This window comes from Saccharopolyspora thermophila, assembly GCF_014646075.1.
Taxonomy (GTDB): domain Bacteria; phylum Actinomycetota; class Actinomycetes; order Mycobacteriales; family Pseudonocardiaceae; genus Saccharopolyspora; species Saccharopolyspora thermophila.
The window spans coordinates 252250-265491 of the sequence record NZ_BMMT01000006.1 but is presented as its reverse complement, the minus strand read 5'-3'; the positions used below and the strand labels follow the sequence as shown (position 1 = coordinate 265491).

The following is a 13242-nucleotide window of genomic DNA, read 5'->3' as shown; positions in this document are numbered from 1 at the left end:
GTGTGGGTTGTCGGTGGCGATGGCGGGGAGGGTACGCCCGGTCCCATTCCGAACCCGGTAGCTAAGTTCCCCAGCGCTGATGGTACTGCACTCGGTGGGGTGTGGGAGAGTAGGACACCGCCGACACATTGTTTGGGTGGGGGCCGACCGGTTCCGTCCTTTCGGGACGGATGTCCGGTCGGCCCTCATTTTTTTCATGTCAGGAGTTGCCTCCCGTCACAACGGGGCGGCCACCCACCAGGACCCGCCACGAGGTGGGACTACCCTGGTGGTGTCTTCAGTTTTTTTCTGCTTTCAGGAGGTTCGGTGTCCGGTTCCGACGACAGGCGCGGCGGGGACCGCCGCGGGGCCGGTACCGGCCGGGGTGGCAACTCAGGCGGCCGCGGTGACCACGGCCGCCGGGGCGGCCCCTACGGCGATCAGCGTCGGGATCACGACGGTGGTGGCTTCCGCCGCCACGGCGACCGTGACAACCGTGGCTACCGCGACAACCGCGAGGACCGCGGTTGGGATGACCGCGGCGGCTGGGACGACCGCGGACGGGACCGGCGCGGCGGCCGACGTCGCGACGACCGCGGCGGCTACGGTCGCCGCGAGGGCGGCTTCCGCAACGAGAACGAAACCCGATTCCGTCGCGATGACCGCGGCCGCGGCCAGTTCCGGCGGGACGACCGGCCGCGCCGTGACGACAGTCGGGGCGACCGGCGTGACTTCCGGCGCGACGACCGGGGCCGCGATGACTTCCGCGGGGACCGTCGCGGCGGCTACGGCTGGCGCGACGACCGCCAGCGCGGCGAGCGGAGGTTCGACGACCGCCGCCGTGACGACCGTTCCCGGGACGAGCGCCGTGACAACCGTGGTGACTTCCGTCGCGGGGACCGGCGTGACTTTCGCCGCGGCGACCGCGATCGCGACTTCCGGCGGGACGATCGCGGACGCGGTGACTTCCGCCGTGATGACCGGCGGGGCCGCGGCGACGTCCGCCGTGACGACCGCCCGCGCCGTGCTGACGACCGCCGCCGAGATGACCGGCCGCGCAGGGAAGGCCGGCGTCAGGACGACCGGCAGGGCCGCGACGTCCGCCGCGAGGCCCAGCAGCAGGCACCGGAGGAAGCCGAGCTGCAGCGCGCTCCGCAGGACGAGACCGTCGAGCGGCCCGCCAAGGGCGGCGAACCGGAACTCCCTGAGGGCCTGGACCCCGCTGAACTCGACATCGAGGTCCGGCGCCAGCTGCGGTCGCTGCCCAAGGGCTTGGCCGACAAGGTCGCGCTGCACCTGGTCGCGGCGGGACAACTGATCGACTCCGAGCCCGAACGCGCCCTGCAGCACGCGCGCTTCGCGCGCCAGCGCGCCTCCCGCATCCCGTCGGTCCGCGAGGCCAACGGGCTCACCGCCTACCTGGCCGGTGAGTGGAACGAGGCGCTGTCCGAGCTGCGTGCGGTGCGGCGGATGGCCGGTGGTCCCGGCCATCTGGCGATCATTGCCGACTGCGAGCGCGCCCTGGGTCGCCCGGAACGAGCGGTGGAGCTCAGCCGCAGCCAGGAGGCGACGCTGCTCGACGTGGAGGACGCCGTCGAACTGCGGATCGTGGCCGCCGGTGCTCGCCGCGACCTCGGCGAGGTCGAGGCGTCGGTGGTCAGCCTGCAGATCCCGGAACTCGACCCGCGGCGCCAGGAGCCGTGGAGCGCGCGCCTGTTCTACGCCTACGCCGACAACCTGCTGGCGGCCGGGCGCACGGAGGAGGCATTCACCTGGTTCGTGCACGCGGCGAACGCCGACGACGAAGGCGAGACCGACGCCGACGAGCGCCTGGACGAGCTCGCCGAGCAGCTCGGCGGCCCGGACGCCGTCGAGGAACTCGTGTCCGCCGCCACGGAGGAGCAGGTCGACGAGCAGGCCGGTGACCAGCTTCAGGCGGAGATCGCCAGCGCGGATCTGACCGACGATGACGAGGATGCCGACGAGCAGGCCGGTGACCAGCTTCAGACGGACATCGTGAGCCCGGATCTCACCGAGGACGACGAGGACGAGGCGTTGGCAACCGGCGCGGACGCAGAGGGAGGCGCGCGAGCGCAGTGAGCGCCACGCTGCTCGACGGCCACGACGTCGTGCTGTTCGACCTCGACGGCACGGTGTACCGGGGCGGTGAACTGGTCCCCGGCGCGCTGGAGGCCATCCGCGAGGTGCACCGGCGTGGCGTCACGGTTCGGTACGTCACCAACAACGCGTCCAAATCGGACAGCTCGGCGGCCGAGCACCTCACCGGTCTCGGCCTGACCGCGGCGCCGACCGAGGTCAGCACCAGCGCCCAGGCAGGCGCGGCGGTGCTGGCGGCGCAGCTGCCGCCCGGTTCCCGGGTGCTCGTCGTCGGTGCCCCCGCCCTGGTGTCCGAAGTGGACCGGGTCGGGCTGGTCCCGGTCCGTGACCTCGCCGACGACCCGGTAGCCGTGGTGCAGGGCCACTCCACCGAGACCGCCTGGCGGAACCTCGCCGAGGCGTGCCTGGCGATCCGGGGCGGTGCGCTGTGGGTGGCCTGCAACAGCGATCGCACCCTGCCGACCGAGCGCGGCGAGGTCCCCGGCAACGGCGCCATGGTCGCCGCCCTGCAGGCCGCGACCGGGCAGGAACCGGTGGTGGCCGGGAAACCGGAGCGGCCGCTGCTGGACCGGGCGGTCAGCTCCGCCGGGGCGCAGGCGCCGCTGATGGTCGGCGACCGGCTGGACACCGACATCGCGGGAGCGGTCCACGCCGGGATGCCGTCGTTGATGGTGCTCACCGGCGTCAGTACCGCAGCGGACCTGCTGGCCGCCACCCCGGACCAGCGTCCCGACCACGTCGCCGCCGACCTGCGCGCGCTGCACCGCCCGGCGGCGGAATCGGCGATCGCGGAGCAGCCGGGCTGGAAGGTCCGCGTGGACGGCGACGCGTTGGAGCTCTCCACCCAACCCGGTGAGGCGGGGGACGCGCTGGCGGCGCTGCGGACGCTGTGCGCGGCGTGGTGGCCCACGGCCGCGGGCCCCGTGGCGGTGCGCGGCGTCGACGAGCGCGCGCAGGATGCGTTGCGGCACCTGGGATTGGCCTGAGCGGTCGCCCGTATTGCGGCGCATGTCGCGGTGTCACTGTCGTGACGTTCGGCTAGCGTGGACACGTCGCCACTGCAGCGGCGTGATCGAGGGGAGCAGGAGCAGATGACCTCTCCAGGGCAGCAGGGCGGGGCCCCGGCACCCAGCCCCGCGATGTTCGCGCGACCGGCCGACGACGGCCAGCCTGCGATCGACGCTATCGAGACGGCCCTCGCGGAGCTCGACGACGTGCGCGAACTGCCGGTTTCCGAGCATGTCGAGCGGTTCGAGGCGGTGCACGCCGCACTCACCGACGCCCTGTCGAAGGCCGACAACTTCCTCTCCGGAACGAGTGCGCACAGGAGCTGACGGGAGTGCCACGCAAGGCGCGGTTGGATGCCGAACTGGTTCGTCGCGGGCTCGCCCGGTCCCGCGAGCACGCCACCGAACTGGTCGCGGCGGGGCGGGTGAGCGTGCGCGGCATGGTGGCCCGCAAGCCGGCCACCGCGATCGAGATCGACGCACCCGTGGTGGTCGCCGCGGACGTCGACGACCCAGGCTGGGCGTCGCGCGGGGCGCACAAGCTGCTCGGCGCGCTGGAGGCATTCGAACCCGAGGGCCTGTCGGTGGCCGGTCGGCGCTGCCTGGACGCGGGCGCCTCCACGGGCGGGTTCACCGACGTGCTGCTGCGCCGCGAGGCGCGCGAGGTCGTGGCGGTGGACGTCGGCTACGGCCAGCTGGTGTGGAAGCTGCAGACCGATGAGCGGGTCAAGGTGCACGACCGCACCAACGTGCGGTCGCTGACCCCGGAGGACATCGGCGGGCCGGTGGACCTGGTGGTCGCCGACCTGTCGTTCATCTCACTGAAGCTCGTCCTGCCCGCCCTCGTCGCCTGCGCCACCCCGGACGCCGACCTGGTGCCGATGATCAAACCGCAGTTCGAGGTCGGCAAACAGCGGCTTGGCTCGGGCGGCGTGGTGCGCGACCCGCTGCTGCGCACCGAGGCCGTCCTGGAGGTCGTGCGGTTCGCCGCGGAACTTGGCCTGGGCCTGCGCGGCGCGGTGGCCAGCCCGCTGCCCGGCCCGTCCGGCAACGTCGAGTACTTCGTGTGGCTCCGGCCGGATGCCCCGGTGGACGCCGCAGCCGCCGAGGAGCTGGTGGTGGACGCGGTTCGACGGGGGCCGCAGACTGCAGTCAGGAGCCCGCACCGGCAAGGGAGTGGCCGTTGACCCGAGAGGTGCTGCTGGTGGTGCACACCGGCAGACAGCACAACCTGCGCACCGCGGAGAAGGTCGCCGGTCAGCTCGTCGGCGCGGGCCTGCGGGTGCGGGTGCTCCCCGACGAGGCGCCGGAACTGGGCCCGGACTGCTGCTGCCAGGTGGTCGCGCCCGGCCCGCAGGCCGCGGCGGGCACCGAACTGGTGCTGGTCCTCGGTGGCGACGGCACCCTGCTGCGGGCCGCGGAACTGGCCCGGCTGGCCGATGTCCCGGTGTTCGGGGTGAACCTGGGCCGGGTGGGGTTTTTGGCCGGGGCTGACTCCGACGCCCTCGACGAGGCGATCGCCGCCGTCGTGGAGGGCCGCTACCACGTCGAGGAGCGGATGACCGTGGAGGTCACCGCGAAGCTCGACGGGGAGGTCCTGGCGCGCACCTGGGCGCTCAACGAGGCGAGCGTGGAGAAGAGCAGCCGGGAGCGGATCCTCGACGTCGTCGTGGAGGTCGACGGCCACCCGGTCTCGGCGTTCGGCTGCGACGGCGTGCTCTGCTCCACCCCGACCGGCTCCACGGCGTACGCGTTCTCCGCCGGTGGACCGGTGGTGTGGCCGGAGGTGCAGGCGTTGCTGGTCGTGCCGAGCAACGCGCACGCGCTGTTCGCGCGCCCGCTGGTGGTGTCGCGGGAATCGCTGGTCGCGGTGGAGATCGACCAGCACGGGCACCACGCGGTGCTCAGCTGCGACGGGCAGCGGCACTTCGACCTGCCGCCGGGCGCGCGCGTCGAGGTGGTGGCCGGGAAGACCCCGATCCGCCTGGTGCGGCTGCACGACACGGCGTTCACCGACCGTCTGGTGCACAAGTTCGAGCTGCCGGTGCAGGGCTGGCGCGGCCCCGCCGGCCGGTAGCGCAGGAACGGTCGGCCGGTCTGGTCACGATCCGCGTGCTGATCGGCCCAGCGGGGGTCCGTGCGTCCGGCGGTGCCAGTAGGGTGCTTGCTGTGTTGGCGGAGATGCGCATCCAGGGACTGGGCGTCATCGACGACGCCACGCTCGCACTGCACGAGGGTCTGACCGTCATCACCGGCGAGACCGGCGCGGGCAAGACGATGGTGGTCACCGGGCTGCACCTGCTCGGTGGCGGCCGGGCTGACGCCTCCCGGGTCCGCGCCGGTGCGCAGCGTGCCGCCGTGGAAGGCCGGTTCCAGACCACGCTCGGCTCGCCGGCGGCCAAGGTCGCCGCCGACGCCGGGGCCGAGCCCGACGAGGACGGGAGCCTGATCGCAGTGCGCACCGTGACCGCTGACGGGCGTTCGCGGGCGCACCTCGGCGGTCGATCGGTGCCCAACGCGGTGCTGTCCGAGCTGGCGGACCAGGTGCTGGCGGTGCACGGGCAGAACGACCAGCTGCGGCTGCTGCGGCCCGGTGAGCAGCGCTCGGTTCTGGACCGGTTCGCCGGGGACTCGGTGCTGCGGGTGCTGGCCGACTACCAGCGGGTCCGGGCCGAATGGGCCGAGGCGGTCCGGGAGCTGACCGAGCGGACCGAGCGGTCCCGCGAACTGGCCCGCGAGGCCGACCTGCTGCGGCACGGGCTGGCGGAGATCGAGGCCGTGGCCCCGGAACCGGGCGAGGACGAGGCGCTGGTGGACGAGGCCCGGCGGCTGGCCGACGTCGACCAGCTGCGGGAGCTCGCCGCCGGTGCCCAGCTGGCGCTGACCGGGGCGACTGACGGCGACCCGGACGCGCCGGGGGCCCTCGGGCTGATCGGGGAGGCCCGGCGGCGGTTGTCGGCCGCCGAGGACCCGGTGCTGCGCGAGCTGGAGCCGCGGGTGGCGGAGGCCGCCGCGCTCTTGGCTGACGTGGGCGGGGAACTCGTCAGCTACCTCGACCGGCTGGACGCCGACCCGGCGCGGCTGGAGCAGGTGCTGGCGCGGCAGGCGGAGCTCAAGCAGCTGACGAAGAAGTACGCCGCGGACGTGGACGGCGTGCTGGCCTGGGCGGAGGAGGCGCGGACCCGGCTGGCCGGGATGGACACCTCGGAGGAGGCGCTGGCCGCGCTGGCCGCGCGCCGCGACGAGCTCGCCGCCGAACTCGCCGAGCACGCCACCGCGGTGTCGGCGGCCCGCCGGGAGGCGGCCGGTCGGCTCGCGGCGGCGGTGACCGAGGAGCTGACCGGGCTGGCCATGCCGCAGGCCCGGCTCGAGGTCGTGGTGCAGCCGAAGGAGGCCGACCCCGGCGACCCGCACGCGCTCGAGGTGGACGGCCGGACCCTGCACGCGGGGCCGGACGGTGTGGACGAGGTGGAGCTGCGGCTGATCGCGCACCACGGCGCACCGGCGCTGCCCATCCACAAGGGCGCCTCCGGCGGTGAGCTGTCGCGGGTGATGCTGGCGCTGGAGGTCGTGCTCGCCGACGCGGACACCGTGCCGACGCTGGTGTTTGACGAGGTGGACGCGGGCGTCGGCGGGCGGGCTGCGGTGGAGATCGGGCGGCGGTTGGCCAGGTTGGCGCGGACCCACCAGGTCGTGGTCGTCACCCACCTGCCGCAGGTCGCCGCCTACGCCGACCGGCACCTGGTGGTGGACAAGGGCACCGGCGACGGCGGGCTGACCCGCAGTGACGTGCGGGTCGTCGCAGACGAGCAGCGGGTGGCCGAGCTGGCGCGGATGCTGGCCGGGATGGATTCCACGGAGACCGGCCGCGCGCATGCCGAGGAACTGCTGGAAAACGCGACGGCGTACAAGCTGGCGCAGAACCGCTTCCGCCGCAGGAAGAAGTGACCGGCGCGCGGACCGGCCGGACCTCCCGAGGTACTCCGGCGGCGACGAGGGTCGGCACGGATGCCGACGCGCGTGATCGCCGACAAGCGCCCGGTCGCTGCGGGATCGGCGCAGGCCCGCACCGAAGCCCTTCGGTGCTCTGGGCCATATGGACGAATGTTGCTGACGACCAATGGAGCAGTGTTCTCGGCGTGGCGGAGCAGCGCCGGGTGATCGATTTGTCACCATCGGTGCATGAAACTCAGCGGTCTGCTTGCCCGGCAGCGGGAGAACCTGCCCGGAGTCGTCGGGATCGCCAGGGTCGAGCGGCGCGCGGGTGACGTGCTGCGCCGGGTCCGCACGGGCGACATCGCGGTGATCGACCTGGCGGATCTCGACCGGCGCACCGCCGAGGCCCTGGTGTCGGCCGGGGTCGTCGGCGTGGTCAACGCCGCCCCGTCGATCTCCGGGCGGTACCCGAACCTCGGCCCCGAGGTGCTGCTCTCGGCCGGGGTCGCGCTCATCGACTGCGTGGGCCCGGAACTGGCGCACCGGATCAAGGACGGGACGAAGATCCGGCTGCACGAGGGCGCCGTGTTCGTCGGCGACCGCGAGATCGGCCGCGGCATCGAGCAGGACGCCAACTCGGTTGCCGACCAGCTCATCGAGGCCAAGGCCGGGATGTCGGCGCAGCTGGAGGCGTTCTGCGCCAACACCATCGAGTTCCTGCGCACGGAGCGGACGCTGATCCTCGACGGCATCGGCGTACCCGAGCTGACCGTACCGATGGCCGACCGACAGGTGCTGGTGCTGGCGGCGGGCTACGGCCATGCCGACGACCTCAAGCGGCTGCGCCGGTACATCCGCGAGTACCGGCCGCTGCTGATCGGCGTGGAGGGTGGCGCGGATGCGCTCCGCCAGGCCGGCTACCGGCCGGACGTCATCGTCGGTGACCCGGACAGCATCAGCACCGAGACGCTCAGGTGCGGCGCCGAGCTGGTGATCCCCGCGGACCTGGACGGGCACGCCCCCGGACTGGAGCGCATCCAGGACCTCGGCATCGGCGCGGTCACGTTCCCGGCGTCGGGCAACCCGGAGGACCTGGCGCTGCTGCTGGCCGATGCACATCAGGCGAGCCTGGTGATCACCGTGGGGTTCCAGGCCACGCTGGGCGAGTTCCTCGACCGTGGGCGCAGCGGCTCGAACCCGTCGACGTTCCTGACCCGGCTGCGGTTGGGCAGCAAGGTCATCGACGGTGCCGCGGTCGCCACGCTCCAGCGCAGCCGGGTGCCCACCGGGGCCGTCGCGCTGCTGGTGGGCTCGGCGCTGCTGGTGGTGCTGGTGGCGCTGGTCGTCTCCGGGCTGGGCTCGGCGTTCCTCGGCGTGGTCGCCGAGTCGGCCGAGTCCGCGTTCGCGTTCTTCAGGGGGCTGTTCCAGTGATGTCGTTGCGTTACCACGTCGTGTCGATCGCCGCGGTGTTTATGGCGCTGGCCCTTGGGGTCGTGCTGGGCTCCACCTCGCTCAGCGACCGCCTGCTGGCCGGAGTCGGCGGCGAGCGGCAGTCGTTGCGGGAGCAGGTCGACTCCCTCGAGGCCGAACGGACCGCGCTGAAAGCGCAGGTCGCCGCGTCGGAGCAGTTTGACGCCGCAGTGGGCCCGATGGCGGTGCGGGGCCAGCTGGCGCAGCGCAGCGTCGTGCTCATCATCACGGCCGAGGTGTCCGACCAACGGCGCGCGGCCGTGGCGCAGCTGCTGCGCGCGGCCGGGGCGGACGTCACCGGGGAGGTGCGGCTCGGCGAGGCGTTTACCAGCCCCGACCGCGCGGACCAGCTGCGCTGGGTGGTCACCGAGCTGCTGCCCGCGGGCCTGCAGCTGCCCACCGCCGCGGACCCGGGCACCCTCGCCGGGAGCCTGATCGGGCCGCTGGCGCTGCTGAACCCCCAGTCCGGGCAGCCGCAGACCTCCGACTTGGCACGGGCCGCGGCGTTCGCCGGGCTGGCCGACGGCGGTTTCGCCACCGCCTCCCCGGGCCTGCGGCCCGCGCAGCTGGCCGTGGTGCTGACCGGCGGCCGAATGGCCGGGGACGATCCCGGCGACCGGGCCGCGACGCTGGCCCGGTTCGCCACCCAGCTCGACCGCTCGGGGCAGGGCGCGGTGCTGGCCGGAGCCGCGGGCTCGGCCGCGGGGACGGGTGCGGTGGGCGTGGCGCGCGCCGATCCGGCGATCGCCTCGGTGCTCTCCACCGTCGACAACCTCGACACCGCCGCGGGCCGGGTGGCGGTCGTGCTGGCGCTGCGCGAGCAGGCCGACCGGCAGACCGGGCACTACGGTGCCGCCAGCACCGCCCAGGGGCCCGTCCCGGGCACCCGCGACTAGCCGCTCGAGGCTCGGCAGCGCCCCGCCGTGACCGCGCGGCGGGGCGCTGGTGCCGTCGCGGCTCCGGCAGCAGTGCACCGGATGGCGGTTGACCTGCGCGGTTACGGAGACCCGGGAGCACCGGGTCTTGGTGCGGCGCACTCCGGTCGTGCGTTAGGCTGAAATTCCGTGGGAGCGACGGATCCAGCCGTCCTGCCAGTGCAGAAATCCAGCCAGGCGACGGCTTGACCACGGGGAGCTTTTGTTGGTGCCGCAAGCACGCACGATCAAGCACGTGTTCGTCACGGGGGGCGTGGCCTCCTCATTGGGTAAGGGACTCACGGCGTCCAGCCTGGGCCAACTGCTGACCTCCCGCGGGCTGCGGGTGACCATGCAGAAGCTCGACCCCTACCTGAACGTCGACCCCGGAACGATGAACCCGTTCCAGCACGGTGAGGTGTTCGTCACCGAGGACGGGGCCGAGACCGACCTCGACATCGGGCACTACGAGCGGTTCCTCGACCGCGATCTGACCCGCAACGCCAACGTGACCACCGGCCAGGTGTACTCCGCGGTCATCGCCAAGGAGCGGCGCGGCGAGTACCTGGGTGACACGGTGCAGGTCATCCCGCACATCACCGACCAGATCAAGGCCCGGATCCGGGCGATGGCCGAGCCGGACGAGGACGGGCGCACGCCCGACGTGGTGATCACCGAGGTCGGCGGCACCGTCGGCGACATCGAGTCGCTGCCGTTCCTGGAGGCATGTCGTCAGGTCCGCCACGACGTCGGCCGGGACAACTGCTTCTTCCTGCACGTCTCGCTGGTGCCGTTCCTGGCGCCCTCCGGCGAGCTCAAGACCAAGCCCACCCAGCACTCCGTGGCCGCGCTGCGCAACATCGGCATCCAGCCCGACGCGCTGGTCTGCCGCGCCGACCGGGACCTGCCCGAGGACCTCAAGCGCAAGATCGCGCTGATGTGCGACGTGGACGTGGACGGCGTGGTGGCCTGCCCGGACGCGCCGTCGATCTACGACATCCCGCGGGTGCTGCACGGCGAGGGCCTGGACGCATACCTGGTGCGGCGGCTGGGGCTGCCGTTCCGGGACGTCGACTGGTCGGTGTGGGGCGATCTGCTGGACCGGGTGCACAACCCGTCGGAGCGGGTCCGCATCGCGCTGGTCGGCAAGTACGTCGACCTGCCCGACGCCTACCTGTCGGTGACCGAGGCGCTGCGTGCGGGCGGGTTCGCGCACCGCGCCAAGGTGGAGATCTCCTGGGTCGGCTCGGACACCTGCGAGACCGAGTCGGGTGCCGCGCAGGCGCTGTCCGGCATGGACGGCGTGCTGATCCCCGGTGGTTTCGGGGTGCGCGGCATCGAGGGCAAGCTGGGCGCGATCCGCTACGCGCGCACCCACGGCATCCCGACCCTGGGGCTGTGCCTGGGCCTGCAGTGCATGGTGATCGAGACCGCGCGGGCGCTGGCGGGCCTGGAGCGGGCCAACTCCACGGAGTTCGAGGAACCCTGCCAGCACCCGGTGATCAGCACGATGGCCGACCAGCACGACGTGATCTCGGGTAACCGTGACATGGGCGGCACCATGCGACTGGGCTCCTACCCGGCGACGCTGCAGGAGGGCTCGATCGTCGCCGAGGCGTACGGCACGACCGACGTGGCCGAGCGGCACCGGCACCGCTACGAGGTCAACAACGCCTACCGGGACGAACTGACCAAGGCGGGCCTGGTGTTCTCCGGGACGTCCCCGGACGGCCGGCTGGTGGAGTTCGTGGAGCTACCGCGGGAGATGCACCCGTTCTTCGTCGGCACCCAGGCGCACCCGGAGCTCAAGAGCCGCCCGACGCGCCCGCACCCGCTGTTCGCGGCTTTTGTCCGGGCAGCGCTGGACTACCGCGCCGCGGAGCGCCTGCCGGTGGAGCTGGAACCGATCCAGGAACCCGCCCCGTCGGTGTGATCTTGTGCGGGTGACGGGCATCTCCGACCGGGCGGAGGTGCCCGTCACCCGTAGCTGGACCGGGTGAGGGCGGGATCGTCGCGGGCGACCTCCTATGGTGGTCGGCGTGAAGACCACGGACAGCGGTGTCGCGCGCACCAACGGCGAGCACGAGTTCACCACGCTGGGCAGCACCGACCTGCACGTCGGGCGGATCCTCGCGCTGCGGGTCGACGAGGTCCGGATGCCCGGCGGCGGGCAGGCCCGCCGCGAGGTCGTCGAGCACCTGGGCGCGGTCGCGGTCGTGGCGCTCGACGACGACGAGCAGGTGGTGCTCATCCACCAGTACCGGTACCCGGTCGGCCGGCGGCTGTGGGAGTTGCCCGCGGGGTTGCTGGACGTGGCCGGGGAGGAACCGGTGCGCACCGCACAGCGCGAGCTGGCCGAGGAGGCAGGGCTGGCCGCGCGGGACTGGTCGGTGCTGGTCGACGTCGCGACCTCGCCGGGGTTCACCGACGAGAGCGTGCGCGTGTTCCTGGCCACCGGTCTGTCCGATGTGGAGCGTCCCGCGGCGGTCGGCGACGAGGAGGCCGACCTGGTGATCCGGCGCTTCCCGCTGGCCGAGGCGGTGCGCATGGCACTGGCCGGAGAGATTACCAACGGTCCCGCGGTCGCCGGGCTGCTCGCCGCCCAGGCGGTGCGCGACGGGCGGCAGCAGGCGCGCCCGGTGGACGCCGCATGGCCGGACCTGCCGCGGCGGTTCCACCAGCGGCAGTCCCGCTGACAGCGGCGGCGACAGCGACGGGAGCGGTCGGCTGCGGGCGTCCGCTACCGTGCCCCGGACGGGTTCGGCTAGCCGGGAGTCGCTGGTGAAGGGTTTCGACGACGTGCCGCCAAAGCTCGCCGACGCGATCAGGCGCTACCTCAACCACCTGGCCGTCGAGCGCGGCACCGCGCGCAGCACCCTGGACTCCTACGCCCGTGACCTGCGCCGCTACGCCGAATTCCTCGTCTCCGCAGGTGTTTCCGAGCTCGCCGAGGTGCGCACCGAGCACCTGTCGGCGTTCCTCGCGCAACTGCGGGAGGGCACCGGGGAACGCGTCGCGCTGGCCGCGTCCTCCGCCGCGCGGGCCCTCGTGGCCGCCCGGGGCCTGCACCGCTTCGCGCAGGCCGAGGGACTGGTGGAGATCGACGTGGCGCGCGAGGTCGCACCGCCGAGCCTGCCGAAGCGGCTGCCGAAGGCGCTGTCGGTCGGCGACGTCACACGGCTGCTCGACCACGCCGGTGGCGAGGACGCGCGCGGCCTGCGCGACCGGGCACTGCTGGAACTGCTCTACTCCACCGGCGCGCGGATCTCCGAAGCCGTCGGACTGGACCTCGACGACATCGACAGCACCAACCGCACCGTGGTGCTGGACGGCAAGGGCGGTCGGCAGCGGTTGGTTCCGGTGGGGCGGCCCGCGCTGGCCGCGCTCGACGCGTACCTGGTGCGCGCGCGGCCGGGCCTGGCCGCGCGCGGTCGCGGCAGCGCCGCTGTGTTCGTGAACTCACGCGGCACCCGGCTGTCCCGGCAGACCGCATGGAACGCGTTGAAGACCGCCGCGCAGCGCGCCGGGATCGGCGGCTCGGTGTCACCGCACGTGCTGCGGCACTCCTTCGCCACACACCTGCTGGAGGGCGGCGCCGACGTGCGCGTGGTGCAGGAGCTGCTGGGCCACGCCTCGGTCACGACCACGCAGGTCTACACGCTGGTCACGGTGAACACACTGCGGGAGGTCTACGCCATGGCGCACCCCCGGGCCCACGCTTCGGGGTGAGTTGGCCACGCTGCGCATGCGGGGTGGCGGCACAGCCGGTAAGACGTTGATCACACAGGAGATCACAGTGAACCGGACGCATTTCCGAC

General features: G+C 73.1%; 12 protein-coding genes and 1 rRNA gene. 12 read left to right on the top strand and 1 reads right to left on the bottom strand.

Annotation, left to right across the window (positions count from 1 at the left end):
- The first annotated feature begins 9 nt into the window (after window positions 1-9).
- Window positions 10-126: ribosomal RNA gene (gene rrf / locus IEY17_RS11500) — 5S ribosomal RNA — on the top strand.
- A gap of 246 nt (window positions 127-372) precedes the next feature.
- On the opposite strand, the gene IEY17_RS11495 is transcribed toward rrf, so the two are convergent.
- The gene (locus IEY17_RS11495) at window positions 373-1329 is read right to left on the bottom strand and encodes a hypothetical protein (RefSeq protein ID WP_188987319.1); all 957 of its coding nucleotides are present in this window, start codon (window positions 1327-1329) and stop codon (window positions 373-375) included.
- Between IEY17_RS11495 and IEY17_RS11490 the strand changes: the two genes are divergently transcribed.
- The 11 genes from IEY17_RS11490 (at window position 1252) to xerD (ending at window position 13153) form a co-directional block, all read left to right on the top strand.
- The gene (locus IEY17_RS11490; protein ID WP_188987318.1) at window positions 1252-2079 is read left to right on the top strand and encodes a hypothetical protein; all 828 of its coding nucleotides are present in this window, start codon (window positions 1252-1254) and stop codon (window positions 2077-2079) included. The genes IEY17_RS11495 and IEY17_RS11490 overlap by 78 nt on opposite strands.
- Window positions 2076-3083, top strand: a complete 1008-nt coding sequence (locus IEY17_RS11485) for an HAD-IIA family hydrolase (RefSeq protein WP_188987317.1) — start codon at window positions 2076-2078, stop codon at window positions 3081-3083. Before IEY17_RS11490 ends, IEY17_RS11485 begins: the two co-directional genes overlap by 4 nt.
- Window positions 3084-3188: 105 nt before the next feature.
- On the top strand, window positions 3189-3431 hold the full coding sequence (locus tag IEY17_RS11480; protein WP_188987316.1) for a hypothetical protein: 243 nt from the start codon (window positions 3189-3191) through the stop codon (window positions 3429-3431).
- 5 nt (window positions 3432-3436) lie between these two features.
- On the top strand, window positions 3437-4291 hold the full coding sequence (locus tag IEY17_RS11475; RefSeq protein WP_308423975.1) for a TlyA family RNA methyltransferase: 855 nt from the start codon (window positions 3437-3439) through the stop codon (window positions 4289-4291).
- A complete protein-coding gene (locus tag IEY17_RS11470) occupies window positions 4288-5181 on the top strand; it encodes an NAD kinase (RefSeq protein ID WP_188987315.1) in 894 nt (297 codons plus the stop codon). The genes IEY17_RS11475 and IEY17_RS11470 overlap by 4 nt, the downstream gene beginning before the upstream one ends.
- Before the next feature lie 92 nt (window positions 5182-5273).
- Window positions 5274-7052: a DNA repair protein RecN gene (recN, locus tag IEY17_RS11465; RefSeq protein WP_188987314.1), complete on the top strand. Its 1779-nt coding sequence runs from the start codon at window positions 5274-5276 to the stop codon at window positions 7050-7052.
- 234 nt (window positions 7053-7286) lie between these two features.
- Entirely contained in the window at window positions 7287-8471 is a 1185-nt protein-coding gene (gene steA, locus IEY17_RS11460; protein WP_188987313.1) for a putative cytokinetic ring protein SteA, read from the top strand.
- A complete protein-coding gene (locus IEY17_RS11455) occupies window positions 8468-9406 on the top strand; it encodes a copper transporter (protein ID WP_188987312.1) in 939 nt (312 codons plus the stop codon). The genes steA and IEY17_RS11455 overlap by 4 nt, the downstream gene beginning before the upstream one ends.
- Window positions 9407-9653: 247 nt before the next feature.
- On the top strand, window positions 9654-11357 hold the full coding sequence (locus tag IEY17_RS11450; RefSeq protein ID WP_373289869.1) for a CTP synthase: 1704 nt from the start codon (window positions 9654-9656) through the stop codon (window positions 11355-11357).
- Between the two features lie 94 nt (window positions 11358-11451).
- Window positions 11452-12120: an NUDIX domain-containing protein gene (locus IEY17_RS11445; protein ID WP_188987310.1), complete on the top strand. Its 669-nt coding sequence runs from the start codon at window positions 11452-11454 to the stop codon at window positions 12118-12120.
- 85 nt (window positions 12121-12205) lie between these two features.
- The gene (gene xerD / locus IEY17_RS11440) at window positions 12206-13153 is read left to right on the top strand and encodes a site-specific tyrosine recombinase XerD (protein ID WP_188987309.1); all 948 of its coding nucleotides are present in this window, start codon (window positions 12206-12208) and stop codon (window positions 13151-13153) included.
- The last annotated feature ends 89 nt before the right edge of the window (window positions 13154-13242 follow it).